The 25,747-nt window shown below is 75.9% G+C and carries 20 protein-coding genes; 3 read left to right on the forward strand and 17 right to left on the reverse strand.

The window, feature by feature from the left end; all coding sequences use genetic code 11:
* Positions 1–220 precede the first annotated feature (220 nt).
* The 14 genes from JS756_RS11615 to JS756_RS11680 form a co-directional block, all read right to left on the reverse strand.
* Positions 221–943 carry a potassium channel family protein gene (locus JS756_RS11615; protein WP_205382964.1) on the reverse strand — a complete coding sequence of 241 codons (723 nt, stop codon included), beginning with the start codon at positions 941–943 and terminating at the stop codon, positions 221–223.
* Complete coding sequence (locus JS756_RS11620; RefSeq protein ID WP_307790519.1) at positions 936–2,315, reverse strand: TrkH family potassium uptake protein; 1,380 nt, start codon at positions 2,313–2,315, stop codon at positions 936–938. Before JS756_RS11620 ends, JS756_RS11615 begins: the two co-directional genes overlap by 8 nt.
* Before the next feature lie 91 nt (positions 2,316–2,406).
* Positions 2,407–2,682, reverse strand: a complete 276-nt coding sequence (locus tag JS756_RS11625; RefSeq protein WP_205382965.1) for a hypothetical protein — start codon at positions 2,680–2,682, stop codon at positions 2,407–2,409.
* Between the two features lie 265 nt (positions 2,683–2,947).
* Complete coding sequence (locus JS756_RS11630; protein ID WP_205382966.1) at positions 2,948–3,985, reverse strand: rod shape-determining protein; 1,038 nt, start codon at positions 3,983–3,985, stop codon at positions 2,948–2,950.
* Between the two features lie 198 nt (positions 3,986–4,183).
* Positions 4,184–8,656, reverse strand: a complete 4,473-nt coding sequence (locus JS756_RS36685) for an SAV_2336 N-terminal domain-related protein (protein ID WP_240203612.1) — start codon at positions 8,654–8,656, stop codon at positions 4,184–4,186.
* Positions 8,646–9,677 carry an AAA family ATPase gene (locus JS756_RS11640; RefSeq protein WP_205382967.1) on the reverse strand — a complete coding sequence of 344 codons (1,032 nt, stop codon included), beginning with the start codon at positions 9,675–9,677 and terminating at the stop codon, positions 8,646–8,648. The genes JS756_RS36685 and JS756_RS11640 overlap by 11 nt, the downstream gene beginning before the upstream one ends.
* 166 nt (positions 9,678–9,843) lie before the next feature.
* Positions 9,844–11,613, reverse strand: a complete 1,770-nt coding sequence (locus JS756_RS11645) for a VMAP-C domain-containing protein (protein ID WP_205382968.1) — start codon at positions 11,611–11,613, stop codon at positions 9,844–9,846.
* Positions 11,610–11,954 (reverse strand): CU044_2847 family protein, encoded by a 345-nt coding sequence (locus JS756_RS11650; protein WP_205383135.1) that lies wholly within the window; start codon positions 11,952–11,954, stop codon positions 11,610–11,612. Before JS756_RS11650 ends, JS756_RS11645 begins: the two co-directional genes overlap by 4 nt.
* Positions 11,955–12,588: 634 nt before the next feature.
* On the reverse strand, positions 12,589–13,947 hold the full coding sequence (locus tag JS756_RS11655; RefSeq protein ID WP_205382969.1) for a carboxyl transferase domain-containing protein: 1,359 nt from the start codon (positions 13,945–13,947) through the stop codon (positions 12,589–12,591).
* Complete coding sequence (locus JS756_RS11660; RefSeq protein WP_205382970.1) at positions 13,940–15,388, reverse strand: acyl-CoA synthetase; 1,449 nt, start codon at positions 15,386–15,388, stop codon at positions 13,940–13,942. The genes JS756_RS11655 and JS756_RS11660 overlap by 8 nt, the downstream gene beginning before the upstream one ends.
* 152 nt (positions 15,389–15,540) lie before the next feature.
* Positions 15,541–16,164, reverse strand: coding sequence for an O-methyltransferase (locus JS756_RS11665; RefSeq protein ID WP_205382971.1), 624 nt, complete (start codon positions 16,162–16,164; stop codon positions 15,541–15,543).
* 29 nt (positions 16,165–16,193) lie between these two features.
* Positions 16,194–17,255, reverse strand: coding sequence for a MerR family transcriptional regulator (locus tag JS756_RS11670; protein WP_205383136.1), 1,062 nt, complete (start codon positions 17,253–17,255; stop codon positions 16,194–16,196).
* 416 nt (positions 17,256–17,671) lie between these two features.
* Positions 17,672–18,079 (reverse strand): DUF3224 domain-containing protein, encoded by a 408-nt coding sequence (locus tag JS756_RS11675; protein ID WP_205382972.1) that lies wholly within the window; start codon positions 18,077–18,079, stop codon positions 17,672–17,674.
* A 114-nt stretch (positions 18,080–18,193) separates the two neighbouring features.
* Positions 18,194–18,817, reverse strand: a complete 624-nt coding sequence (locus JS756_RS11680) for a hypothetical protein (RefSeq protein ID WP_205382973.1) — start codon at positions 18,815–18,817, stop codon at positions 18,194–18,196.
* Positions 18,818–19,091: 274 nt separating this feature from the next.
* Here JS756_RS11680 and JS756_RS11685 point away from each other — a divergent pair, with 274 nt between their 5' ends.
* Positions 19,092–19,865: an IclR family transcriptional regulator gene (locus JS756_RS11685; RefSeq protein ID WP_205382974.1), complete on the forward strand. Its 774-nt coding sequence runs from the start codon at positions 19,092–19,094 to the stop codon at positions 19,863–19,865.
* Positions 19,862–20,713 (forward strand): SMP-30/gluconolactonase/LRE family protein, encoded by an 852-nt coding sequence (locus JS756_RS11690; protein ID WP_205382975.1) that lies wholly within the window; start codon positions 19,862–19,864, stop codon positions 20,711–20,713. Before JS756_RS11685 ends, JS756_RS11690 begins: the two co-directional genes overlap by 4 nt.
* A 199-nt stretch (positions 20,714–20,912) precedes the next feature.
* Here JS756_RS11690 and JS756_RS11695 read toward each other — a convergent pair whose 3' ends face one another.
* The 3 genes from JS756_RS11695 to JS756_RS11705 are packed head-to-tail and all read right to left on the reverse strand — an operon-like array spanning position 20,913 to position 24,188.
* Positions 20,913–22,337, reverse strand: a complete 1,425-nt coding sequence (locus tag JS756_RS11695) for an FAD-dependent oxidoreductase (RefSeq protein WP_205382976.1) — start codon at positions 22,335–22,337, stop codon at positions 20,913–20,915.
* A complete protein-coding gene (locus JS756_RS11700; RefSeq protein ID WP_205383137.1) occupies positions 22,330–23,574 on the reverse strand; it encodes an MAB_1171c family putative transporter in 1,245 nt (414 codons plus the stop codon). The genes JS756_RS11695 and JS756_RS11700 overlap by 8 nt, the downstream gene beginning before the upstream one ends.
* Positions 23,575–23,609: 35 nt before the next feature.
* Positions 23,610–24,188, reverse strand: coding sequence for a toxin-antitoxin system, toxin component family protein (locus JS756_RS11705; protein ID WP_205382977.1), 579 nt, complete (start codon positions 24,186–24,188; stop codon positions 23,610–23,612).
* A 268-nt stretch (positions 24,189–24,456) separates the two neighbouring features.
* Between JS756_RS11705 and JS756_RS11710 the strand changes: the two genes are divergently transcribed.
* A complete protein-coding gene (locus tag JS756_RS11710) occupies positions 24,457–25,413 on the forward strand; it encodes a sulfite exporter TauE/SafE family protein (protein WP_205382978.1) in 957 nt (318 codons plus the stop codon).
* Positions 25,414–25,747 lie beyond the last annotated feature (334 nt).

Genomic DNA, 25,747 nt, shown 5'->3' on the forward strand with positions numbered 1-25,747 from the left:
GTCCCGTTCGCGCCACCCCGCTCCGGAGCCCCCTCCGCACGTGGCGTGCCGGGGCGATGACAACGCCGCCGTCGACTTCGGCGTCCGACTCGGTGACCGACAGCGCCGTCCCGCTGTCGCTCGCCCGCACCGCGCGATCGACCACCCGGCATGCCGTCGGGACCCGACGCCCGACCGCACCGGGTGCGGCGCACCGCTCCGCCCGGACGGACCCGGGCGTTCAGCCGAGTTCGGCGAACGACTCCACCGTGTGCGTCTTGCCGGTCACGACGATGACGTCGCCCTTCTGCACCACGGTCTCGGCGGTGGCGTACGTGAAGTCCTCGCCCGGGCGTTTGACGCCGACGACCGTGACGCCGTACTTGCTGCGCACCTGGCTCCGGCCGAGGGGCATGCCGGTGACGATGTCCGGGGCGACGGTCTTGACCAGGGCGTAGTCGTCGTCGAACTCGATGAAGTCCAGCATCCGGCCGGTGACCAGGTGGGCGACGCGCTCGCCCGCCTCGTGCTCGGGCAGGACGACGTGGTGGACGCCGAGGCGTTCGAGGATCTGGCCGTGCTGGCGGCTGACGGCCTTGGCCCAGATGTTGGGCACCTTGGCCTCCAGCAGGTTGGAGCTGACCAGGATGCTCGCCTCCACGTCGGTGCCGATGGCGACGACGGCACTGGTGAACTCGTGGACGCCGAGCTGGCGCAGCGCCTCCCCGTCGGTGCAGTCGGCGACGGCCGTGTGGGTGAGGGCGTCGCTGTACTTCTGGACGAGGCGGGTGTCGGTGTCGAGACCCAGCACGTCCCAGCCGCGGTGCATCAGCTCGTTGGCCAGCGAGTAGCCGAAGCGGCCCAGACCGATGACGGCGACCCGCTGGTCGCCGGTGCCTCGGACGGGAAGCTCGGCACGGCGCTCGCGGCGTCGGCGGCGCAGGGAGTGGAGGTAGTTAGCCAATGACGGGTCGCTCCTCGGGCAGTTCGTAGCGGCGGGTGCGCTCGCGCAGGGCGAGGGCCGAGACGAGGGTGATGGGACCGAGGCGGCCGATGAACATCAGGCCGACCAGCAGCAGGTGCCCGCCGGTGGGCAGGCCGGCGGTGATCCCGGTGGACATGCCCACCGTGCCGAAGGCGGACACGACCTCGAACAGCACGCTCTCCATGGGGTACCCGGTCATCGTCAGCAGGGCGAGCGTGGAGGCCATGACGACGCCGATCCCGGCCAGGGCCACGGTCAGGGCCTGGCGCAGGGTGTGCGGGGCCAGGCGGCGCCCCAGCATGACCGAGGCGGGTTCGCCGCGCATCTCGGCCAGCATCGCCGCGGCCAGCACCGCGAAGGTGGTGACCTTGATGCCGCCCGCGGTACCCGCGCTGCCGCCGCCGATGAACATGAGCACGCACGTCATCAGCAGGGTGGAGGCGCGCATCGCGCCGATGTCGAGGGAGTTGAAGCCCGCCGTGCGGCTCATCACGGAGTGGAAGAAGCCGTCGAGGATCTTCCCCCCGACGGTGTGCGGGCCGAGGGTGCCGGCGTTGGTCCACTCCAGCAGGCAGGTCAGCACCGTTCCCGCGGCGAGCAGGGCGGCGGTGGTGATCACGGTGAGCCTGGTGTGCAGGGTCCAGTTGCGGCGCCCGGTCGTACGGCGCCGCCGCCGGTGCCGCAGGAGCTCCAGCAGGACCGGGAAGCCGATGCCGCCCAGGATCACGGCCGCGGCGATCGGCAGGAGGATCCACGCGTCCTGCGCATAGCCGCTGAGGCTGTCGGCGTGCAGCCCGAAGCCCGCGTTGTTGAACGCCGACACGGCATGGAAGTACCCGAGGTAGACGGCGTCGCCGATGCTCTCGCCGTACCCCTGGCGCAGGCGCACCGCCAGCACGGCGCCGACCACCAGTTCGACGGCGAGCGTGCAGCCCGCGACGCCGAGCAGCACCCGGCGCACGTCCCCGATGCCGAGGCTCCTGGTCTCGGCCTGGGCCGTCAGCTGCATCCGCAGCCGCAGCCGTCCCGAGATGAGCAGGGCCAGCAGTGAGGCCATCGTCATGATGCCGAAGCCGCCGACCTGGATGAGGGCGAGGATGACGCCCTGCCCGAAGCCGCTCCAGTACGTTCCCGTGTCCACGACCGCCAGGCCGGTGACGCAGACCGCCGAGGTGGAGGTGAACAGAGCCGTCACGAAACCGGGTTCGGTGCCGTCCGCGGAGGCGATCGGCAGCGACAGCAGCACCGTGCCGACCATGACGACGCCCGCGAACGCCACGACGACCGCGCGTGCGGGATGGACGGCCAGGAGCGACAACCGCGCCCGTGCCTTCGATGCCGGTCCCGCCACCGCTGTCCCTTCCCGTCCGCCCCCGTCTGCCGTGACGGTCACCGTTGTGTGTGCTGATGCCGAGGGACTGCCAAGATCCCGGCCGCACACCCTACCCGGGCACTCCCGCGCAGGCAGGGCGAGGTCCCGGGTGGCGCGGCGGACGGGCGGTCCGGGCGCCCGGCCGGCGGGTCGGTCGCCGACCGTGAACCACGGCGCCGGCCCGCGGGGGCGGCGGCGTACGGACGCCGGTGAGCCCGTCGCGGGCGGCGTGGCGGGCGCCGGTCGGCTCGGCGGCGCCGTCGACGACGCGTTCCAGGCTGCTGCGCAGGTCGAGGCCGGTGCCGACGGCGAGGAGCGCGCCGGGCAGCGGCGGCAGTCCGGGCACGCCGGGCAGGCCGGTGGTGCTCGGCGTGGCGGGGCGGCACGCGGGTGCCGGTGCTGTCCGGGAGGGCGGGGGCGTCGGGAACGGCGCGGCGGTGGGTGCCCCGCGGTCCTCGGTGCGGTCTCCGGGAACGGGGCCGTCGGGTCCGGTGTTCCCGGCGGGGGCCCGGGGCCGGGGCTGCCCGGGGGGATCTCCGACGCCGGGGCCGTCGGCGCGGTCTCCGGGGCGTGGGCGGTCGTCGCGGGGGGTCCGGGGGCCGTGGGTGTGCTCAGCCGGCCAGGGGGTCCAGGGTCAGCGGTTCGATGCGGCCCTCCAGCATCTGGCCGAGTCCCTGCACGGCGCACACGTCGGGGCGCTCGGCGATGTGCACCGGCATGCCGGTGGCCTGACGGAGCATCTGGTCGAAGCCGGGGAGCAGCGCGCTGCCGCCGACCATCATGATGCCGCGGTCGGCGAGGTCGGCCACCAGGTCGGGCGGGCAGTCCCGCAGGACCTTGCCGATGCCGTCGAGGACGGCCGTCAGCGGGGTCTGGATGGCGTCGCGGACGGCGGCGGTGTCGATCTCGACGGAGCGGGCGAGGCCGGTGGCGACGTCGCGGCCGTGGATCTCGGTGGAGGTCGGTCCGTGCGGGGCGAGCCCGTTGCCGGACAGGGCGACCTGCAGGGGGCGGACGGACTGGCTGGGCAGCATCAGTTCGTGCGCGTGGCGCAGGTGCTGCACGATCGCGTGGTCGACGGCCTCACCGCCCACCGGAATGCGCTGGGCGGTGACGATGGACCCGAGGGAGAGCACGGCCACCTGGGTCGCGGCGGCCCCGCACACCATGATCATGGTGGCCTCGGGCTGCTCCACGGGCAGTCCGCAGCCGACGGCCGCGGCGATGAGCGTGTCGACCAGTTCCACGCGCCGGGCGCCCAGGCCGACGAGCGTCTCGATCGCGGCGCGCTGGGCGAGCGGGTCGGCGTCGTGCGGGGTGCAGGCCGCGGCCCGGAGGAAGGGCTTGCGGCGCAGCTGGCGGCGGATCTTGTCGCCGATCAGGTGCCGCAGCATGCGCTGCGCCATCTCGATGTCGACGACGGTTCCGCCGGAGACGGGTCGGACCACGCGGATGTAGTGCGGGGTGCGGCCGGTCATCTTCTCGGCGAACTCGCCGACCGCGATCAGGGCGCCGGTGCGGGTGTTCACGGCGGCGGCGGAGGGCTGGTCGACGACGAGCCCGGAGCCCTTGACGTAGACCCGCGTCCGCGCCGCCCCCAGGTCGACGGCGAAGTGGCAGCGGCGCAGCTGCTCCAGGCTGGCGGTCATGGCAGGTCCTCCCGAGAGCGCAGGCCGTGGGGACCGCCTTCGTGGCGGACCCTTGCGCGGGCCGCCGGGCGGCGGGCCGTACTCGCATGGTGCGGGGGCGGCACGGTGCGGCGCCTGCTGGAGGGGGCCGGGTGGGGCGCCGCTGAATGGGGGGTTTGCCCCATGTGTTCAACGTGGACCATGGACAACGTTCCGGGGTCACCGATTCCGTGCCGCCTCCAGCAACGGCGTCAGTGACGACACGACCTGCTCACACCCCGCCTCGCTCAGCTCGCGCTCGGCGGCGGGGGTGCGGGCCAGGCCGATGAAGCCCAGGCCCAGCTCCCGGGCGGCCCGCAGCCCCTCGACCGTGGAGCCGATCAGCACACCCGTCGCGTCGGGGCCCGGGGAGGAGCCCAGGGCCCGCCGCAGGCAGTCGGGACGCGGCAGCAGCCGGTCCAGATCGTCACTGCGGCCGTGGACGCCGGCGAACGGCAGATCGAAGGGGGCGAGGCTCTTGTGGATCGCCTGCTCGCCGACGTCCGAGACCACGCAGACCCGGCGGCCCGCCTCGTGCAGGGCACGCACCAACGCCACCGCGTGGTGCGTCGTCGGCGCGTCGGGCGCGGCCCTCAGCTCGATGACGTCCAGGTGCCTGCGCAGCATGGGGCCGAGCGGATGGCGGGCGAAGGCGCGCAACACGTCCAGCGGGTGCGCCGGCGCCTCGCGCAGGGGGCGCGGGAAGCTGCCGCCCTCGGGCCGGCCGTCGTCCTCCCCGAGGCGGGTCTGGGACAGGCGCAGCAGATCCAGGGCCGCCTCCCGGGCCGTCCGCGCCGAGTACAGCCGCACGAGCGGCCCGTCGAAGCCGATCAGTACGGTCCCGGAGCCGGCGAGCAGGGCCGTCGGCGACGCCGGTGGACCGTCCGTCCGCTGCGGCACCGGCGGCGGCGTCCCCTCCCGTGCCAGCTGCACCGAGTAGGACACCGACAGCCCCGGCACCGGCCATCCGCCCACCCCCGCGTTGACCGCGCGCTGCGCCGCACCGGCCCGGCGCAGCGGATGGCGCCGGGTGATCCGCGACGCCTCCTCCAGCAGATGGTCCAGCAGCCGCTGCTCCGGCGGACCGCTCTCGGCGTGCACGAACGCAGGCGCGTCGTCGACGTGCCAGGACAGTTCCACCGCGGCGCCGAAGACACCCTTGCCGGAACTGGGCAGGGACACCTCGTGGCGGGTGCGGTGGGGGGTGAGGTCGACCTCGTAGTACGTCCGGGCGCGCGGCGGACGCCCGCCGTAGGGGTCGGCCGGGTCCAGGAGGGTCAGCGACCCGTCGGGCCGCGTGTGCACGATCGCCGTGCGGCCCGCGGTGGGAATGCCCAGCCGGCGCAGGTCCTGCGTGATGAACGGGCCCTGCACCGGGCCCCGTTCGCCGGTCTCCTGCTCCGGCTCGCCGACGGCCACCGGGCAGAACCACGCGAGCGAGGGGCTCCCCGGGCCGCCGTCGTGCAGCGGCCGGAAGCGGTGCGGGCCCCGGGCGGCGGAGCTGGCCGCGAACTCCTCGTACAGGGCGGGGGAGACGGCGACCAGGTGGGAGGCGGTGCTCCGCTGCCACAGGTCCGGCAGCTCCGGCGGTTCGGCGGAGCGGTCCCACAGCAGCGCCCGCAGCCGCGGCGCCCGCGGCAGCCCCGCCACCGCCTGCGGCAGGCCGCGCAGCACCGCGGCCAGCACGGGCAGCAGATATGTGTCGGGGTCGGTGCGCACGACATAGCCGTCGGCGAGGACCCGCACCTCGTACCGGTCCGGGGTCAGCCCGCCGCGGGCGAGCATGTCGTGGACGGCGGACTCCAGGGTGATGCGGGCCTCCGGGCGGCCGTCGAGGCCGTCCTCGGCGTGGACGGCGATCGTGGGACGGGCCTGCGAGGGCCGGAACTCGATGTCCAGTTGGGCGCGGATCGTCCGCAGGCGGGTGCGGGCGGTCGCGGCCGCCGGTCCGGGGACCCCGTCCAGGGGATCGCCGTAGAAGAGGTCCCAGGCCTGACGCAGACGGCGGCTGTCGCTGATGGACTCCTGAAGGACGCGGACGTCGATGTGGTCGTCGGGCGCGTGCAGGGCCCAGCCGTCCCGGAGCGCGACCAGTGCGCCGGGGGCCACCACCCGGCGCACCTCGGCCAGCAGGCCCTCGATGCGCTCGACGGCCTCCTCCCGGGGCGGTGGAGCGTCCCACAGGCCCTCGGCCAGCTCGGCCCGGCCGACGCGCCGCCCCGAGGCCTGCACCAGCATGCACAGCAGGGCCAGCGCCTCGGGGGAGGGCGGGTCCAGATACCGCGCGCCGTCACTGACGCGGGGCGGGCCGAGCAGCGTGTACGTGCGTGCGGGGACGCGGTCGGGGGCGCTTCCCAGCCGGGCGGCGAGGCGGGCGGCCTCCGTCAGGTCGTACCGGCGGACGAGACCGACCAGGTTCCACCGGTCCTCGGCCGGCAGCCCCGTTCGCGGGGCCAGTTCCTCCAGCAGGCGCCGGAAGTCCTCCTCGTCCGCGTCGACATCCCTGCCCCGCGACTCCTCGCCCAGTGCGAACCGGCAGATCAGCACGGTGCCGTCGGGCCGCAGCAGCAGGCCCGCCCAGCCCGGCTGACCCCGGACCAGACCGCGGGCGTGCAGGGCGCCGAGGCCGCTTTGGCCCTGCTCCGCGAGGCGGGCGAACGCCGGGAGGGACAGCTCCGCCCTCCGTCCCGGGCAGAGCTCGCTCAGGGTCACCCCGTCCACGAACTCCGTCACGAGATGCGGCGCGCGCTCCTCCACCCCGAAGTCCAGCACCCGCACCACGTGCGGGGACTCGACCTGCGCCAGCTCTCGCGCCTGGCGAAGGAACAGTTCGGTGTCCTCCGCACGCTCGTGCTCCGGATACCGGTGCACGACCACCCGACGGTCGCCCACCACGTCGACGGCGTCCCACATCCGCCGCCCCGGCCCCCGGAGCGCCACCAGCCGGTACCGCCCGTCGAGCAACGCGCCCGGCTCGTCCCCGCCCAGCCGCCGCACCGTCTCCTCGCTCACCGTCGCGAACGCGGCACCGTCGCTCCGCTCCGGTCCGCCGTGCGACGCGGGCCGGGCCCGGAACTCCCCGGCCGTCACACCGGCCCGCTCGTCGATCAGGCCGCCGACCTCGGCGAGGAACTCCCGGGTGCGTCCGCGGGCGGTCCGCGGAAGGCTGCGCAGCAGCAGGTCCCGCACACCGGGCCGGAACGCGTAGGTCCCCGCCGGGCCCGGCACGGCGGTCAGCATGCCGCTGAGGATCACCTCCGCCAGGTGCTGCGGGCGCGGCTCGCGTTCCACCGCGCGTTGGACCAGCCGCATCACCGGCACCGACGGCACCGCCAGCGCAAGATGGCCGGCGAGGCGGAAGGCCTGCGGGGAGGCCGTCGCGCGAAAGCGCAGGACGAGGTCCTCGGGGGACGACGCGGCGGGGTCGGACGCCGGGTCGGCGGGGCGCGGCGGGGTCGGAGGCAGCCAGGCCGCCGCCCCGGGAACCCGGCCGGCATCGGGTGAGGCGACCAGCGCGGCCCAGTGGGCCAGCCAGGGCGCGCCGGGTTCGAGGACCGGCAGAGGCAGGGCGCCGTCCGCGGCGGGTGCGGCGTCGGGATCGTGGGGGGTGAAGGCGAGCGCCGCGGAGGGCGCCGCGGCGGCGGGCGCGGTGAGCACTCCCGCGGCGGCGGGCAGGGCGGTGGCGGCCCACAGGCGCTCGGGCAGCGGTTGTACGACGGCCAGCGGCATGCGGGCGGCCCAGCGCCGCAGAGTGCCGTACCAGCGCTCGCCCGCCGGGCCGGGCCGCCACTGCGGTCCCATCTGGTCGCTGACGACGAGGGTGACGGTGCGGCCGTCGCCCGGGTCGGGGACGTGCGGGGCGTGGCCGTCCGGGCCGGCCGGGCGCAGGGCGACCGTGCGGAAGAGGCCCGACTGGGCGAGGAGGGCGTGCAGTTCGCGGACGAGCGGGCGCCAGACGGGCATCGTCGGGCCGGCGTCGTGCACCACATTCAGGCGCAGCCAGCGGTCGGAGGCCGGGCGCAGCACCGGTAACCACACCTCGGGACGGGCGCCGAGCAGGGCGATGCGGTCGGCGGTGGCCCGCTCGTCCAGGACGCGGACACGGGGCGACGGCACCCGGCGTCCCAGCGGACGCAGGGCGCGCTGGAGCGCGAGCGGGTGATGCAGCATCGGCGGGGCCGGCGCGAGCAGCGACCGGCCGCCCCCGTCCGACCGGGGGCCGTCGGCCGGAGCGGGCAGGTGCAGGGGAACCCGGTCCTCGCCCGCGGGGGCGGATGCGGGCCGCGCGGGCGACGGGCCCCGGTCGGGTTCCCCGATGCAGGCGGGGCCCACGGACGCGGCGGGCCCGGTCGGCGGGTCCGTCCCGGCGTCACGGCGGCCCGCACCCGGCTCCGGCTCCGCCGCCCCGCTCTCGGCCTCCTGCCCCGACCGGGCGGCCAGCCAGAGCACTTCCGCCAGCTCGCGCGGCGTCGGCACCGTGTTCGCGGCGGCCGTCAGCAGCGCGGACAGCCGGTCCAGCGGGGCCCGGCCGCCGGGCGGCTGCGCGGCGGGGAGATCCGGCTCCGCCCGCCGTCCGACGCCCGCCGGGCCGGCGTTCGGCCCGGCCGGCGGGGACGGACGCGGGTCGCCGGTCCCGGAGGTCTCAGAGGCCATCGCCGTCCGCCGCGGCGCCGAGATGCGGCATCAGGCGCTCGGCCAGCGCGTCGCGGGATGCGGCGTCCAGCCCGGCGACACCGGTGAGGTAGAGGGCGTTCAGCAGGTGGTCGGTGGCGAGTTCGCCGCCGGAGGCGCGCTTCAGGAACCTCTCGATCACCGGCCCCGCCTCGTCGGCAGCGCTGCCGAGGTGGGCGCGGACGATGTCGACGAGCTGTTCCCGGCCGGGGCGGCGCAGCTCCAGCCGGACGCAGCGGCGCAGGAAGGCGGGCGGGAACTCGCGCTCGCCGTTGCTGGTCAGCACCACGAACGGGAAGGCGCGGCAGCGCACCCGCCCCCGGCCGACCGTCACCGGGGTGTCCGAGCCGTCGGCGAGCACCTCGGCGGTGCCGCCGTCGGGCGCGTGCCGGGTGGCGCGGAGCAGTTCGGGGATCTCGTACTGGCCCTCCTCCAGGACGTTCAGCAGGTCGTTGGGGAGGTCGAGGTCGCTCTTGTCGATCTCGTCGATGAGCAGCACCCGGGGCCGGTCGTAGGGGAGCAGGGCGGTGCCGAGGGGGCCGAGGCGGAGGTGGTCCTCGACGTCGTCGGCGGCGGGGACCACCTCGTCCGGGCGGGCGGCGGCCTGCCGGGCCGCGTACAGCCGCGACAGCGGGTCGTACTGGTAGAGACCGTCGGCGAGGGCGGTGCGGCTGGTGATGTTCCAGCGCAGCACCGGGCCGAGCCGCAGCTCGCGGGCGACCGCGTAGGCCAGGGAGGACTTGCCGGTGCCGGGCGGGCCGGTGACCAGCAGCGGGCGGCGCAGCACGAGCGCGGCGTTGACCAACTGGACGCTCTCGTCGGTGGCCACGTACGTCTTCGCCCGGTGCACCCGGTCGGGGGAGACGGCCGCCTCGTCGTCGCCGTCCTGCGGCGCCGACAGCGTCGGACCGCCGTCGAAGTCCCGCCACGGCGGGGGCGGGGGCAGGGTGTCGATGTCGTCGTGCGGCTCGCGCGTGCCGGTGTACACGGACCAGGGCGGCATGGAGTGGTTCGACTTCCTTGTCTCGGCGGTCTCGGCGGTCTCGGCGGATTTCGTGCGGTCTCGGCGGCTTTCGGCGGTCCGGGTCCCGGCCGTCGCGGCGGTGGCGGTGCCTGCGGTCGCGGCGGGTCGGCGGTCGTCCGGGGGCCGGGCTCCCCCGCGACCTCCGTCAGCCCACCGGTGATCGGGCGGGGGTCGCGCCGCCGGCGTGCGGGTCGGTGAAGACCCGGGGGTCGTCCCAGAGCAGCTGGATGTCCTGCGCCCAGTGCCCGTCCCCGGTGGCGGCCTCCTCGCGCAGGTCCAGGACGCGGCGCGGGAGTTCGGCGGGCGGGACGGCGGTCACGGCCACGTCGAGCGCGTCGAGGAACGCCTTGCCCGTGCAGCCGCCCGCGCCGGCGCACCGCCCGGCGTCGCCGCCGGTCGTGCCGCAGCCGCGGCGCGACCACACGACGACCGGCGCGGGAGCGGTGAGCGAGGCCTCGAAGTGCGGCCTGGTGGGGGCGGCGGCCGGCGCGGCGGCGAAACCCGCGAGGCAGGCCTCGGCACGCCGCAGTCGCAGCCGCAGCCGTGCGGGCTCCTCCCCGTCACCGCACGCCACCCGGTGCATCCGCGCGCCGGGCCAGGAGTCGAGCCGGTTCCAGGCCCGCGTGAGCACATGGCGGGTGCTGGCCTTGCGGCGGGCGTGGTCGGTGACGACGAGGGGGTACAGGCAGCCGAGCGGGGTGTCGTCGTCGGGGGCGCTCTCCCAGCGGTCGACCGGCCAGTCGAGCCAGTCCCGGGGCAGCGAGAAGGTGATCAACTCGTCGGCGCCGGGCGTCAGATGGTGGAACGCCGCCTCGATGCCCTCCTGTACCCGGGCCCGCAGCCGGGCCTGCGGCACGGTCTCCGAGGCGACCGGGTGCCGGCGTCCCGCGCTGTACGCGGACACCTCGACGCGGATCATGTCGTCGCCCGCGCCGCTGTGCGCCAACTCCACCAGGATCGGCGCCCAGCCGGGCGCGGTCGGCTCGGCGGCCGCCGGCGCGTGCAGCCGCGCCTGGAGCCGGTCGGCGAACCGGGCCACCGTGTGGGCCGCGCCGGGCCCGTCCAGCTCGCACAGCACGAACAGCGCCGCCGACCACAGCGAGTCGAAGCCCTCCTCGGGCGGCGGCGGGTCGAACGGGTCGGCCGCTGCCGTGTACAGCCGCGCCGGATCGCAGTCGAGGCCCGCGCGGACCGCCCTCTCCACCAGGCCGCGCAGCCGCGCCCGGTCGGCCGCCGTGTGCCCGGCCGCCGGGACCAGGCCCGACAGGCCGGACCAGTACCGGGACATGACCTGCGTGGGCATCATCCGCCCGTTGTGCACGTCCCGCGCGGCGGCTGCCGCCGTGACCATGCCGACGACCTCGCCGGTGTCGACGAGGACGACCGCGGCGCCGGAGAACCCGCTCGCCAGCGGCTGCCCGCCCAACTGCCAGGCCTCCAGCTGCAGCCACTCCCGCTTGATCAACCGGGGGGCGGTGATGCGGTACTCCGCGAGCGTGCCCTCGTCGAAGCCCTTCGGGTAGCCGTGGACCACGAGTTTGCGGGGCGGTGTGCCGTAGGCGGTGTCGGCCGGGGCGAGGGCCGCCGGGGCGGCGGCGACGCTCTCGTCCAGCCGGAGCACGGCCAGGTCGCCCAGGTCCGTGTCGCCGCCCGCCCAGCCGCCGTGGGCGACGACCCGGGCCGTGACGGTGGGGCAGCCCGGCTGTTCGGTGAAGGTCACCGTCAGCGGGTCCACGTTGCCCACGGCCACGTGCGCGCAGGTCAGCACGGTGTCCGGGGCCACCAGGAAGCCCGCGCCCGCCACCCGCCCGCCGCACTCGATCCGCGCCTGCCACTCGCCGCCGGCCGCGCGGCCGACCGCGGCGGCGCCCGCACCGCCGCCGGGGCCGCGGGCGCACTGCGCCGCGTCGCTCATGAGGGGCCGCCGGTCTCCCCGGCCGGACCCGACGGCGACCAGGTCAGTTTCACCACCAGATGGCCCTCGGTGGTGCCCTTGGCGATGATCGCGCCGGCCTCTGCCGACAGCTTCACCCCGAACTCGATCTCCACGCCGTCGGGTTGCAGCGAACCGTCCCGGAAGACGCGCAGCGCCGACTCCGCGGCCGAGCGCACCCCGTCCAGGGCGTTCTCGAAGGTGCGGGTCGCCTGGACCGTCCCGTCCCCGCGGGCCACGAGCCGCGCGCCGGAGGCCTCCTCGTCCGCCTCGACCGCGACGACCGCTCCCTCGGCGGTCTTGAACTCCACCAGGCCGTCCATGTTGCCCCCGTCGCCCTCCGACACCGTGCATCCCCATTGTTACGGAAGGTGCTCGGCGCTGTCGCGTGAACCACCCGTCACGTCAGGCCCGTTGGCGGGAATCCGCCGGGGCGCGATGCCGCCCTTCCCCGCCCGCCCCCCTGCGGCACGCGCCCCCGGCACCCGTCGGACACGCGGCGAAGAGAGGCCTGTTCGGCATCCTCGCCCGCTGGGGGGCGGGGGGCCAGCGGTCGCCCGCCGGGGCCTCCGCTCCGCCGACGGCCGCCCTGTCCGGCAGACTCCTGGTGGGGGGCTCACGCCCTCTCCGCAGGCGGACGCCGCCGGCCCGGCGGCCAGGAGGGTGCGTGCCGCGTGCACGTCACGGTCCTGCACCGCGCCGCAGCGGCCCTGCCCCGGACACACGTACGGCGGCGCCGCCTCCCTGGGACGGGGAGACGGCGCCGCGTGCCTACTGCCTCGGGCCTCAGACCAGCCAGCCGATGAAGTGGACCAGGCCGGCGAGGACGTCGGTGAGCAGATTCATGTGCGTGCTTCTCCTTGCGGTGATACGTGTGGGACCTGTGCATCGGCTACGGTCTGCAGCCCGTCGCTCGCACACCGTGAGTATCGTCCGCCGCGCGCGCCGAAGTCGCTCCTATGACCGCCGATCACCTGTTCCGGGGAACAGGTGATCCCCTGTTCGGATCACCCCCAGGTCGATCAAGTCCTGTGGCCTGACGTGGAGTTGGTCCGCCGTCGCCGCCACCTCCGTCGGCGGCCGCTTGAGGATCGCGGCGGCCATCTCCGGCGCGATCACCGAGAAGTAGCTGTCGGGCGTGGCCCAGGTGCGGCCGGGCGCCGCCAGCGCCAGGGCGCCGCCGGACCCGCCCTCGCCGATCAGCAGCGTGGTCACCGCAGTGCGCGCCGCGGCCACCGCCTGGAACAGATCGGCGATGGCCGCGCCCGCCCCCTGCCGTTCCGCGTCCGCGTCGTTGGCCGCGCCCGGGGTGTCCACCAGCGTCAGCACCGGAACCCCGAGCCGGTCCGCCAGCCGGATCAGCCGGGCGGCGGTGCGGTAGCCCGCCGGGCGGGTCGCCCTCCCCGTCTGGGCGGCGTAGGCGACGGTGCGCCCCGCGTGCTCGCCGAAACCGCACCGCATGCCCTCCGGGTCCCTGCCGCCGCAGCGGTCGCCCGAGATCTCCGCCCGGTCGGTGAAGTAGGCGTCCAGGTAGGCCTCCGCACGGGGCCGGTGCGGGTCCCGCGCCCGGCGTACGGCGTCCCAGCCCGTGTCCGGCAGCTCACGCGTACCGAGCGGCACCGGCACCGGAGCGGGCGCCTGCGACGGCCGGGTGAGCAGCCGCAGCCACCGGCCCAGCACCGACCGCAGTTCCTCCGCGGGCACGACGGCGTCGGCCGCACCGGCGTCGACCTGCGCCTCCGCCGTGTACGCGGCCGGGTCGGCGTCCGGCGGGCGCACGCGGGACCCCGCGAACCCGACCTGGGCCCCGGGCAGCGCGAGGATCACGTCGGCTCCCGCACCCAGAGTCGCCCAGCCGCCGCCGGTCGTCGGGTCCCGCAGCACCGCGATCTGCGGGAGCCCGGCGTCCCGGGTCAGCACCGACTGCCGCGCCACGCGCTGGAGCTGGGTCAGCGCGAGCATCCCCTCCTGCATCCGGCTGCCACCGGTCGCGATCAGCGGCACGACGGGCAGCCGGAGCGCCCGCGCGTGCGTGTACGCCGCCTCCAGCCGGTCGCCGGTGCGCTCCCCGAGTGAGCCGCCGAGGAAGCCGAACTCGAAGGAGATCAGCACCACTCGGGTGCCCTCGACGGTGCCCGTGCCGCAGACGACGGACTCCTCCTCGCCGGTGCGCTCGGTGGCGCGGGCGCGCGCTTCGCCGTACCCCTGCCAGCCGAGCGGTCCGCCCGGTGCGAAGGGCCGTGCGGGGGCGTCGAGTTCGACGAAGTCGTCGGTGACCAGGGCGAGGGCCCGGCGGGCGGAGAGCCGGTCAGCCATGGACCAGCGCCCGCTTCATGATCTTCCCCATGTCGTTGCGGGGGAGGGCGTCGAGGTAGCGGACCGTGCGGGGCCGCTTGTGCGGGGCGAGCCGGCGGGCGACATGGCCGGCCAACTCCTCCGCGCCGGGCGGTGATCCGGGATCGGTGGGCACGATCCATGCCACGATCCGCTCGCCGAGGTCGGCATCGGGCTCCCCGGTGACGGCGGCCTCGCGCACGCCCGGGTGGTCGAGCAGCGCGTTCTCGATCTCGCCGGCCCCGATCTTGTAGCCACCGCTCTTGATGAGGTCGGTGGCCTTGCGGCCGACGATGCGCACACAGCCGTCGGGGTCGCGCACGGCCATGTCCCCGGTCCGGAACCAGCCGTCCTCGGTGAACGCGGCGGCCGTGGCGTCGGGCCGGTTCAGATACCCGGTGAACAGATTCGGCCCCCGCACCTGGATCTCCCCGACGGTCTCCCCGTCGTACGCGGCGACGGGCGCGCCGTCCTCCTCGACGAGCCGCAGCTCCACCCCCGGCAGCGGCACGCCCACCGTTCCCGCCCGCGGCTCGCCGTCGGCGCGGACGCTGGTGTTCATCAGCGTCTCCGTCATGCCGTAGCGCTCCACGACCCGGCGCCCGGTCGCCGCGGTGATCCGCTCGTGGTCGTGCAGCGGCAGCGCCGCCGACCCCGACACCAGCAGCCGGGCCCCGGCGAGCGCCTCGGCCAGCTCCCGGTCGGCGGGCAGGGCCTCGGCGATGCGGTGGTACATGGTCGGGACACCGAAGAACATGGTGGCGCCGGTGCTCAGCTCCCGGGCGACGCCCTCGGTGCCGAACCGCCCGAGATGGCGCACCGAGCCGCCCCGCCGCAGCGGACCCAGGATGCCCAGCACCAGCCCGTGCACATGGAACAGCGGCAGCCCCTGCACGAGCACGTCCGCCCCGGTCCACTGCCAGGCGTCGGCCAGCGCGTCCAGGGTCGCGGCGATCGCACGGCGCGGGATGACGGCGCCCTTGGGCGGGCCGGTGGTGCCGGAGGTGTAGACGACGAGCGCCGGGTCGTCGTCCCCGGCGAGGCGGTCGTCGGGGACGGGCCCGGTGGCGTGGACGTCGACGTCGGCGCGCGGCACGCCGCGCAGGGGTGCGGGCAGTTCGTCGCCGGGAGCGGCGAGCACCAGCGCGGGCGCGCTGTCGCCCAGGATGTGCCCGAGCTCCTGCTCTCCCGACCTCGGGTTGAGCGGCACGGCGGTCACCCCTGCGAGCAGCACGCCCACCGCCGCGACGGCGGTCTCCAGTGCGGGCGTCGCCCACAGCGCGACCCGCTCCTTCCCGCGCACCTGCCGGCCCACCGCCCCGGCCGCCGCCGCGAGTTGGGCATACGTCAGGGCCCGGTGACCGAACCGCAGGGCGGCCTGCTCGCCCGGGTCGCCCGTGAGGGCGGGAAAGAGGGAGGACACGGCAACTCCTCGGGTAGGGATCGACAGGGCCTTCCTACCCCGGGCCGGGCGTTGTCCGCCGCCCGTGGAGGTTGACGCCGGTCACGTCGGCGGCCGGCCCGCGTCCATCGGCGTGCACCGGCCGGGCGGTCGGCCCGACCCGCCCGACCCGCTCACGCGGGCTCCGGCCCGCGCGGCCACCGCCGGGTTCCCACCAGTGCGGCCAGGTCCTCGGCGAGCCGCAGTTCCACCGTGTGCAGCGCGGGATGCTCCAACCAGTGCAGCCGTGGCACGTCCACCGCGCCCCCGTGCAGCGGGGGCCAGGACGCGGCCGGGGTGAAGTCGTCGAGAACCACCGTCCCGCCGGGGGCGAGGAGGCGGCCGACGTCGGCGGGCGGGTCGTGGGGCGTCTTGCCCTGGCCGCCGCCGTCCAGGACGAGCAGGTCGTACGGGCCGTGCTCACCGATCCGTGTCCAGTCGCCGGTGAGGATCTCCACCTGCGGCCGGTCCGCGAAGACCTCGGCCGCCGCCCGGGCGCGCCGGGCGTCCCGCTCGACGCCGACGAGCCGCACCCCCGCGTGCGCGCCGGAGGCGAGCCAGGCGAGACCGACACCGAAGCCCGTGCCGGTCTCGCCGATCACGGTCCGGGCGCCGCCCGCCAGGGACCTGAGCAGACGGCCCTGTTCGGGGCGGCAGGAGAAGGGGAAGCCGTGGGCCCGCGCGACCGCGACGGCCCGGGCGACGAGCGGCGGGAGACGGTCGAGAGCGGCGTGGGCGTCCGTGCCGGAGAGAGACATGCCGTCGAGCCTGCCGCATCGCGGCGCGGTCAGGCCGCTTCCGACACATCGGCCACGACGCAGCTGACGTTGTCGGGGCCGCCGGCGTCGTTCGCCGCGTCGATCAGGACCCGCACGGCGTCGTCGGGGACGGGGGCGGAGGCGAGGAGCGCGCGGATGCGGTCCTCGGGGACGACCGTGGACAGGCCGTCGGAGCACAGCAGGTAGCGGTCGCCGGGGCGGGCGTCGTGGAGGCGCAGGTCGGGGGTGGCCGGCGTGTCCTGGCCGAGGGCCTTCAGGAGCAGGGAGCGCTGCGGGTGGCTCGCCGCCTCCTCCGCGGTCAGCCGTCCCTCGTCCAGCATCGACTGCACCAGCGTGTGGTCGTGGGTGATGCGGAACAGCTCGCCGTCCCGCAGCACGTACGCGCGCGAGTCGCCGATGTGCACCAGGGCGAGCTGCGGGCCATCCGTCCACAGCAGCGCCGTCAGCGTCGTGCCCGCATCGCCGGGTCCCCCGGTCGCGTCCCGCACCGCCCGGGCCGCCCCCCGCAGGGCGTCCTCCAGGAGGTCGAGGACACCGCCCGGGGCGGGCTCGGCGGTGTCCAGGACGCGCAGCGCCTCCACCGCCGCGGTGCTCGCAGGCCCGCCCGCCGGGCCGTAGCCGTCGGCCACGGCCAGCAGTCGGCGCCCCGCGTGCGCCGCGTCCTGGTTGGCGGGGCGCACCAGGCCCCGGTCGGAGTGGGCGCAGTAGCGAAGTTCCAGCATGGTGGTGTCCTTCCGCGGTACGGCCGACAGCTCTTCGACGAGGAACGCGGCGAGGTCCCGCCGGGCCGCGGTCTCCGCCTCGACGCGTGCCCAGAAGGCGCGGACCTCGCGGGCGGCGGCAGCCGGGGCGAGGGCGCACACCCGGCTGATGTCGGCCAGCGGCATGCCCAGCCGCCGCAGCCAGGCCACCAGCCGGGCCCGCTCCAACTGCCCGGCGGCGTAGTAGCGGTACCCGGTGTCCGCATCGACGCGGGCGGGCCGCAGCAGCCCCAGCTCGTCGTAGAGCCGCAGTGCCTTCGGCGACAGCCGGCACGCCTTCGCGAAGGCGCCGATCGTCATCGTCGCCAGGTCCGGCTGCGCGTCCGGCTCGCCCGTGGAGTTCATCGGGTCTCCTTCGTGGACACCCCGGCCTTCGGGCCGGGGAGGAAGCGAAGTTCCTGCGGGCAGGGCAGGGCAGGGCAGGGCAGGGCAGGGAATGGCGAATCGCCTCCAGGGCGATTCGGCGTCTGTGGCCACCGGCCGACACGCGCCGCTCACATCACCTTCGATGCTGGGGCTTCACCGAAGGGGAAGGTCAAGCGGCTCGTCCCGGTTCCGGGCCCGGCGGCCACGCGGCCCCGCACCTCCGGATCGCCGGGCTGCCACGGACCGCACGGGCGGCCACCGGCCGACCCGGCCGGTTCCGGGCTTGCTGTCGCCGCACCCCGGCTCGCCCACGCGGGTCGCGGAGGCGATCCGGCGCGCGGCTGCGGCGGGCTGAGCGCTCAGTCGAGCCGGTACTCGAACCACAGGCGGTGCGTGCCGTCGGTGTCGACGGCCATCCCTCCGGCGCCGGAGATCCCGGCGAGTTCGCCGGTGCCGCTCGCGGGCACGACGGTGAAGAACTCCGCCGTGCGGTCGGTGCCGGACGTGGTCGCCGAGTGCACGAAGTTGAAGGCGCCCGCGCGGCCGTTCAGCGAGCCCTCGAACGACTCCATGGCCACGTAGGTGCCCACACCCGTCGCCTGGTCGTACGCGGCGGTGAAGACCGTCGCCGAGCGGCCCGCGATCTCCCCCTCGAAATGCTTCTCCATGGTCGCGACACCCACCGGCAGACCTGTGGTCACAGCCGGCTCGGGCGCGACCTCCGTCGGGACGAACGCTTCGACGGTGAACGTTCCATCAGCTCTCATGCCCCGACCGTACCGAGGGGGTGTGACAACGCCGCCGGGACCTGTGGCGGCCGTCCCGCCCGCCCGCGACGCCGGCATGCACCGGGCCGGCGCCTCCCGGCACCCGGCGGCGCGTCACCGCCCGGCGGGGCGGTCCGCCGGGCCGGGGGGCGGGTCCACGACCGCCGTCCGCTGCAGCAACCCCCAGGTGAACTCGGCGACGACCTCGCGCGGCACCCCGTCTGCGTCCGGCGCGGTGAACGCCAGGCCCCAGCGGGTCGGGGCGGTGCCCTCCAGGGGGCGGGCGGGGGCGAACGCGCGGGCCGCCTCGTCGACCGTGCAGGACCAGGGGGTGAGGTCGTCGAGGGTGCGCAGCGGGGGGCCGTTGGCGTCCGGCGCGCGGACGAGCCACTCGTTCCACACCGCGCCGTGCGGGCCGACCAGCACCTCGAAGCGCAGGTCGGGCCAGAGCGGGAGCGGCCACTGCCACGCCGCGCACTCCAGGTCGCCGACGGCGCGCTTGCCCTCCCGCTCCGGGGCGCCGAGGACCGAGCGGTAGCGGGACGCGGCGGAGCGGGCCCGGGGCGAGCGGACCATCGCCTGCCAGCGCTTGTTGGCCTCCCGCATCCCGGCCAGGGAGACGCCCAGCTCGCGCCGGGCGTCCGCGACCAGATCGGGATTGTGGTCGGCCATGCGGCGCAGCAGGACCAGCTGGAAGTCGTGAGCGGTGAAGGGCTTCGCGGGTTCGCGGGAGGGCATGGGTCCATCCTCGCCCCCGGCGGTGACATCGGGGGCGGAGCCCGCGGGAGGCCGCCGGGACGGCGGGGCCGGGCGCTGTGCGGCGAGCCGCAGGACCGGGCGGTGGTCTGGGGTGCGCGGGCCCGGCGTGTCCTGGGGCCGCGGGGCCGGGCGCTTTCCGGTGCCGCAGGACCATTGCCCGTGATCCGCACCGTGGCTAGCCTGTGTTCGTCATGCCGATCGCCTGCTGAAATATCGAACACAGGCGCCTCAGATCACCAAGGAGGGGCCGGTCGTGGGACGCCTCGTACCTGCTGTGACCCGGGCTCTGGACATTCTCGAGCTCTTCCTCGACGGGGACGGCACACTCTCCGCCCCCGACATCGTGCGCAGACTCCAGTTGCCGCGCACCACCGTGCACGAACTGGTCACCACGCTCGCCGCCCGCGGGTACATCGCCCCCGTGCCCGGCCGGTCCGGCCGGTACCGGCTCGGCGTGCGCCCCTACCAGCTCGGCAGCCGCTACGCCGAGCAGCTCGACCTCGCCGCCGAGGGCCAGCAGGTCGCCCGCGCCGTGGCCGAGACCTGCGACGAGACGGTCCACGTCGCCATCCTCGAGGACACCGACGTCATCTACATCGCCAAGGTCGACTCCACACACGCGGTGCGCATGGTGTCGGCGGCCGGCCGCCGGCTGCCCGCCCACTGCACGTCGGTCGGCAAGATGCTGCTCGCCTCGCTGCCGGAGCGGGAGCTGGCCGCGCGGATCCCGGACGGTGCCGAACTCGCCGCGATGACGCCCCACAGCATCACCGATCCGGCCGCCCTGCGCGAGGCCCTCGCCGGAATACGCCGGCGCCAGATCGCCGTGGAGAGCCGCGAGTCCAACCCGGACGTCAGCTGCGTGGCCGCCCCGGTCCGCGACCGCACCGGCCAGGTCGTCGCCGCGCTGTCCGTCTCCGTGCCCATGATCCGCTGGAACGACGGACGCCGCGCCGAGCTGGAGCAGCTCGCCGTCAAGGGCGCCGCCGAACTCTCCGAGCGCCTCGGCCACCGGAGCGCGGAGTGACCGCGGCCCACGAGGTGGCGGTACGGGCCGAGGCGGCGCTCGGTGAGGGGCCCACCTGGGACCCGGCGACCGGCCGCCTGCTGTGGGTCGACATCCTCGGCTCCCGCGTCCACGGCTACGACCCGGCATCGGGCGGGCGCACGGTCCGCACGACCGGGCAGCACGTCGGCGCGGCCAAGCCGAGGGCCGGTGGGGGGCTGGTCCTCAACCTGCGCGACGGGGTGGGGCTGCTCGACCCCGACGACACCTTCCGCTGGCTGCACCGCGAACCGGTGCCCGGCCGCCGCGCCAACGACGCAGCCGTCGCCCCCGACGGCTCCCTGTGGGCCGGGACCATGCGCTACGACGAGGCACCCGGCGGCGGCACCCTCACCCGCTTCACCGCCGACGGCACCGCCGACACCGTCCTCGACGACGTGACGGTGAGCAACGGGACCGGATGGAGCCCCGACGGCCGTCTCATGTACTACATCGACTCCCCGACCCGCCGCGTCGACGTCTTCGACCGCGCACCGGACGGACACGTGACGGGCCGCCGCCCCCTCGCCGAGGTCGAGGAGGGTGCCGGGTTCCCGGACGGCCTGACGGTCGACGCCGACGGCTGTGTCTGGGTGGCCCTGTGGGACGGGGGAGCGGTGCGCCGCTACACCCCCGACGGCCGCCTGGACCGCACGGTCACCCTGCCGGCGCCCCGGGTCACGGCCTGCGCCTTCGGTGGCCCGGACCTGACGGACCTGTACGTCACGACGGCCCGCGTCGGCCTGCCGACGCCGACGCCGCTGTCGGGGTCGGTGCTGGTGGTGCCGGGCGCGGGGCAGGGGACGGCGCAGCCCGCGTTCCGGGGGTAACGACCGGCGGATCCCGCCCGCCGCCCGCCGGGCGCCCGAGGCCTCCCGGCCCCCGGGCGCGGCTGCAGCCGCCGGAGCCGGGGGCTCGCGGCACGCGGGCAGTGTCCCGCCACCGCCTCCCGCCACGGCCCCCGGCGGCGGACCCGCCCGCCCTGCCGGGCCCGCCGCCGCGTGCCCGGGCCGCACCGGCGCCGGGCGGTTACCTCAGCCCCGCGCGTTTGAGCTCCTCCGAGGTCAGCGGCGGTCCCGGCAGCGCCGGCTTCAGCGGTCCGACCACCGCAGCGAGCAGCACCGACGGCGTCAGCAGCACGCCCGCACCCCGCTCCAGCGACGTCACGTCGGTGACCCGCCGCGCGATCCGGCCGTTCCCCGTCGCCGTCAGCATCAACCGGTCGACGTACCCCGCCACCAGCCGGTCACGCAGCGACGGCCCGTCCTGCGTCGCCCCCGGATAGAACACGTCCTGACCGATCGCCAGATCCCAGCCCGCCGCGACCGGCCGGGCCACCGCGGCCTGGACGCGCCGCGCCAGCCCGGGCACCCCCCACCCGTGACGCCGTATCACGTTCCGCAGCAGCAGGGCGCTCTGGGCGCCGACCGCGAGCCCGTGACCGTACACCGGGTTCAGCGCGGCGAGGGCGTCGCCGAGCACGGCGAAATTCTCCGGCCACGCCGGCATCCGCTCGTAGTAGTGGCGGCGGTTGACGGTGGTCCGGGTCACCGACACGTCCGTCAGCGGCTCGGCCTGCTCGATCAGCTCACCGATGAGCGGGTGCCGCAGCTCGTCCCGGGCGAAGCGGACGAAGTCCTCCTCCGCACTGCTCGGCTCCCCGCCCCGGGTGCCGGAGAGGGTGACGATCCACCGTCCGTCCTCGACGGGCAGCAGGAAGCCCGCCCGTCCCGGGCCGCCGTCGCGCGGGTCGGGCTGCACGTTGACGATCGGGAAGGCCTCCCGGGCCGGCTCGGGGGCGAGGAAGAGCCGGCTGGCGTACACCAGGCCGGAGTCGACGACGCGGACCTCCGGCTCGGGCAGCCCGAGCCCCGTCAGCCACCGCGCGGCCCGCGAACCCCGCCCCGTGGCGTCGACGACGAATCCGGCCTCCAGGGTGCGCTCACCGCCGTCCCGTTCCCTGATCCGGACGCCGGTGACCGCCGCGCCGGTGCCGGTGAGGCCGAGCGCCTCGGCCCGCTCGACGACCTCGATGCGCTCGTCGGCGAGCACCCGCGCGCGGATCACGGAGTCCAGCAGGTCCCGTCCGGCCAGGACGACGTGGTGGGACTCGGGCCAGCGCCGGAACCAGCCCTGCCCGCTCAGCGCGACGATGTCCGTGGTGACGGGCTGCCTGCGCGCCCCGGCCCCCCGGAGCACCGAGGTGATCCCGGGCAGCAGTTCCTCCGCCGCGCGCACCCCGCCCGACCACAGCATGTGCGCGTGCCGGGCCTGCGGCAGCCCCTTGCGCGGCTCGGCACCGGCGGGCAGCACGTCCCGCTCCACCACCACGACCCGGTCGGCGGAGGCCGCCAGCGCCCGCGCGGCGAGCATGCCGGTGTGGGAGCCGCCCAGGACGACGGCCGTCCTGGCGCCGCCGGCGGCGGTTCTCGAGGGGGACGCTGGTTCACTCATGCGCGGGCACGCTCTCTGCCAGGGCGGTCGCTCGGGCGCGGACCGCCTCGATGTCGTCGGGACGGCGCAGGACCCGGGACACGGCCTGGATCTCCTGCAGCAGGTACGCGGTGTCCGGTCCGGACGGCGGAGCGGTGCTGTCGGTCCGGGGGGACCGCTCCCGGGCATCGACGGCGTCCAGCATCGTCACGGCGGCGGCGAGGGCCTTCGCCCTCCCCGGTTCGAAGCCGAGGCCGAGCGCCGCCTCGTGCGCCCGCGCCCGCAGCTCCTCGTCGAGGTACCGGGAGAGCGGCAGCAGCGCGTCCCGGATGAACGTCTCGCGGCGGATCAGGCGCAGTTCCGCGGTGGAGCGCGGCGCGAAGGGCGCACGCCCGCCGCTGACCGTGCGCATCAGCCGGTACAGGGGCCGCAGCCGCCAGTGGTCGGCGCGGACCCGCCACCGCTCCCGGAGGTACTGCCCGCCGTGCGGAAGGATGAAGCCGATCGCGACCAGGGTGGCGGAGACACAGGCGGCCGAGGGCGCCAGCTCGGTGCTCAGCCAGTCCAGGCGGCCGGTTCCGGTCCAGCGGGCGCCGACGGCGGTGAGCTTGGCCGCGTCGAAGAGCAGGTTGGTGCCGTAGCCGATGCCGAGCAGCCGCAGACCCCAGCGCAACCAGGCGTCGAGGCCGTCGGTGCGCACCCAGTTCCAGATCAGCCGGGCCGTCACCGAGCAGGCGGCGGTGTGCGCGAGCAGGTAGAGGAGGATCTCCTCGCGCATGAACGGCGTACGGGCGTAGTAGGTGTCCAGGTCCCGGGTGCGTTCGACGGGAACGTCGGCGAGGGCGAACAGCACCCACAGCACCACCACCACGCCGGCGTACACCACGACGACCCAGCGGGCCGCGCGGCGGGTCGAGCGCGAGCGGTCGGTGCCGTTGCGCCAGGCCACGATGAGCAGCAGCCACGACGCGCACAGCGCGGTCAGCAGCGAGTACACCCAGGGGGCCGAGATGTTGGGCACGCCGGTGACCCGGTTGGTCCAGCTGATCGTCGAGGGGTAGGCGAAGACGAACACCGCGCACGCGAACAGGAGCAGTCCGCCGACGGCCCGCAGCAGCGGGTCCCGCCACATCTTCACCAGGCTCGGCAGCTTGATGGCGAGCGCGATCGCGAGGGCCGCGATCGGCAGCCAGAAGGAGACGGAGAAGCGGCTGAGCAACCCGGCCGGGTCCAGAGCCAGTTGGGCAGGGCCCGGCATGCCCGCCGCCATGGGGCCGGCCGCTGTCGGGGAGCTCACCGCACCGGGCCTCCGCGTCCGCGGTAGCCCATCGACCGCTGCACCGGGCCCAGGAGGGCGCCGCCGTCCCCGCCGGAGGTCAGCGGGCGGAACGCGGCCGCGAGCCGGTGCCCGAAGTCGTCGGACTCGGCCTCGTCCCGTGCCCGGGAGCCGTTGCGTGCGGCGATGCTCAATGCTGCGTCCTTCCAGCCGCGCGGCCCCGCCAGCGCGTCGGCGACAGCACTGGCGGCGACGTGGTGGTGGCGGTGCCCGGCATGCAGATGCCACAACTCATGCCCGAGGATGACCAGTTGCTGGACGTCCTCGGCCCGCTCCTCGACGATCACCAGGTCGAAGTCGGTGAACTCCACCCACAGGCCGGTGACCTCGATCTCGTCGGGGAACTTCTCGAAACGCAGTTCCAGGGGCCGCCCGCCGCGGCGTGCGCTCATCTCCTCGCACAGGGCTCGGCACAGCGCGCGCACATCGGCCGGCGGCTCGGGTCTGCGACGCACCGCCGCCGCGAGCTGGGCTGCGAGGTCGCGCATGGCCGAGCCGCGCCGTGAACGTCGGCACAGCGCCGCCACGAGGTCCATCACGCCCCCTTCCCCTCCGCCCGTCTCGTCGGGTCCGCCGCGTGATCCCCGCGGCGTGACCGGGTGTTCGAGCCTACGCGGCCGGAACTGTCCTCGTCATGCGATCCGGCGACCGTTGTTCAACCGGTAACGACCGCGGCTGTCCGGAAGGTCGCCGGGCGGCGGGCCGCGGGCTCTTCGACGCGCGGCGAGCCGCCTGCATGTTCCTGTGAGGCGTCTCGTCCGCGCCTCAGCTCGTCCTCAGAAAGGCGGCCTAGCGTCGCCCCCCATGCGCACGCTGACCCTGCTCGCCCTCGCGGGCCTCGGCGCCCAGCTCGTGGACGGCAGCCTCGGCATGGCCTACGGCGTCACGTCCACCACCCTGTTGCTGGCGCTCGGCACCAACCCGGCCGCCGCCTCGGCCACCGTCCACCTCGCCGAGATCGGTACGACGCTGATGTCCGGTGCGGCACACTGGCGCTTCGGCAACGTGGACTGGCGGGTGGTCGCGAGGATCGGCGCGCCCGGGGCCGTCGGGGCCTTCCTCGGCGCGTCCGTGCTGTCCCGGCTGTCGACGCGGGCGGCGGCCCCGGTGATGTCCCTGATCCTGCTGCTGCTCGGCGTGTACGTGCTGGCCCGGTTCACCTTCCGCGGTCTGCCGGAGGGGCGTGTGCAGCGACCTCTGCGGCGCCGCTTCCTGGCACCGCTCGGCCTGCTCGCCGGCTTCCTCGACGCCACGGGCGGGGGCGGCTGGGGTCCGGTCGGCACCCCGGCGCTGCTGGCCGGCGGGCGGATGGAGCCCCGCAGGGTGATCGGCTCGATCGACACCAGCGAGTTCCTGGTGGCGGTGGCGGCGAGCCTGGGCTTCCTGTCCTCCCCGGGGTCCGCGCAGCTCCGCTGGACGTGGGTCGCCGCGTTCCTCGTCGGCGGTCTGGTCGCCGCCCCCGCCGCCGCTTGGCTGGTCCGTCTCCTGCCGCCGCGCGTCCTGGGGTCGGCGGTCGGCGGCCTCATCGTGGTCACCAACGCCCGTACCGTGCTGAACAGCATCTGGGGGGCGGTGCCCGGTGCGGTGAGCGCGGCGGTGCACGTGGGGCTGCTCGGGCTGTGGGCGGCTGCGCTGGCGTACTCGATCGGGGCGCACCGCAGAGAGCGCGTGGGGCTCGCGCCCGGCCGGCCGGAGGGCCGCACGGCGCAGGGGGAGGAGACCCGGGAGCGGGCGACGGCGGGGTCCCGTCGCGCAGGGTAGGCCCACCGCGATCGGCGGCCAACGGGTGCGGTGCACCACCGGGCCACGACGGTGCCGCGGCCGACCGACCGCACGGCGCGGCACTTCCGGCGCCGTGCTCGGCCGCGGCCCCGCCGGGCGCGGTCGGGTTCCCGTTGGACGGCCTCGACGCCCTGCCCGGGGGCGGCCTTCTCCAGGCTGTCGCCCTCGCGTCGGCCGAATCGCTCGCCCTCGGCGAACTCCTCCGGCCCGGCGGTCCGCCCGTACCCGTCGACGGTGGCGGGCTCCCGGGCCGTCCGGCGATCACACCGCCGGCGACGCCGAGACCGGCGAGGAGGTGCCGGCCGGGGAGGAC

The organism is Streptomyces actuosus, assembly GCF_016921115.1.
GTDB lineage: Bacteria > Actinomycetota > Actinomycetes > Streptomycetales > Streptomycetaceae > Streptomyces > Streptomyces actuosus_A.

Excerpts from the sequence above, each read along its gene's own strand:
- JS756_RS11640 (WP_205382967.1), bottom strand. The coding sequence starts at position 9,677 with ATGCCGCCCTGGTCCGTGTACACCGGCACGCGCGAGCCGCACGACGAC.
- JS756_RS11630 (WP_205382966.1), bottom strand. The coding sequence starts at position 3,985 with ATGACCGCCAGCCTGGAGCAGCTGCGCCGCTGCCACTTCGCCGTCGAC.
- JS756_RS11710 (WP_205382978.1), top strand. The coding sequence starts at position 24,457 with ATGCGCACGCTGACCCTGCTCGCCCTCGCGGGCCTCGGCGCCCAGCTC.
- JS756_RS11675 (WP_205382972.1), bottom strand. The coding sequence starts at position 18,079 with ATGAGAGCTGATGGAACGTTCACCGTCGAAGCGTTCGTCCCGACGGAG.
- JS756_RS11705 (WP_205382977.1), bottom strand. The coding sequence starts at position 24,188 with ATGGACCTCGTGGCGGCGCTGTGCCGACGTTCACGGCGCGGCTCGGCC.
- JS756_RS11680 (WP_205382973.1), bottom strand. The coding sequence starts at position 18,817 with ATGCCCTCCCGCGAACCCGCGAAGCCCTTCACCGCTCACGACTTCCAG.
- JS756_RS36685 (WP_240203612.1), bottom strand. The coding sequence starts at position 8,656 with ATGGCCTCTGAGACCTCCGGGACCGGCGACCCGCGTCCGTCCCCGCCG.
- JS756_RS11700 (WP_205383137.1), bottom strand. The coding sequence starts at position 23,574 with ATGCCGGGCCCTGCCCAACTGGCTCTGGACCCGGCCGGGTTGCTCAGC.
- JS756_RS11645 (WP_205382968.1), bottom strand. The coding sequence starts at position 11,613 with ATGAGCGACGCGGCGCAGTGCGCCCGCGGCCCCGGCGGCGGTGCGGGC.
- JS756_RS11655 (WP_205382969.1), bottom strand. The coding sequence starts at position 13,947 with ATGGCTGACCGGCTCTCCGCCCGCCGGGCCCTCGCCCTGGTCACCGAC.
- JS756_RS11665 (WP_205382971.1), bottom strand. The coding sequence starts at position 16,164 with ATGTCTCTCTCCGGCACGGACGCCCACGCCGCTCTCGACCGTCTCCCG.
- JS756_RS11650 (WP_205383135.1), bottom strand. The coding sequence starts at position 11,954 with ATGGACGGCCTGGTGGAGTTCAAGACCGCCGAGGGAGCGGTCGTCGCG.
- JS756_RS11695 (WP_205382976.1), bottom strand. The coding sequence starts at position 22,337 with ATGAGTGAACCAGCGTCCCCCTCGAGAACCGCCGCCGGCGGCGCCAGG.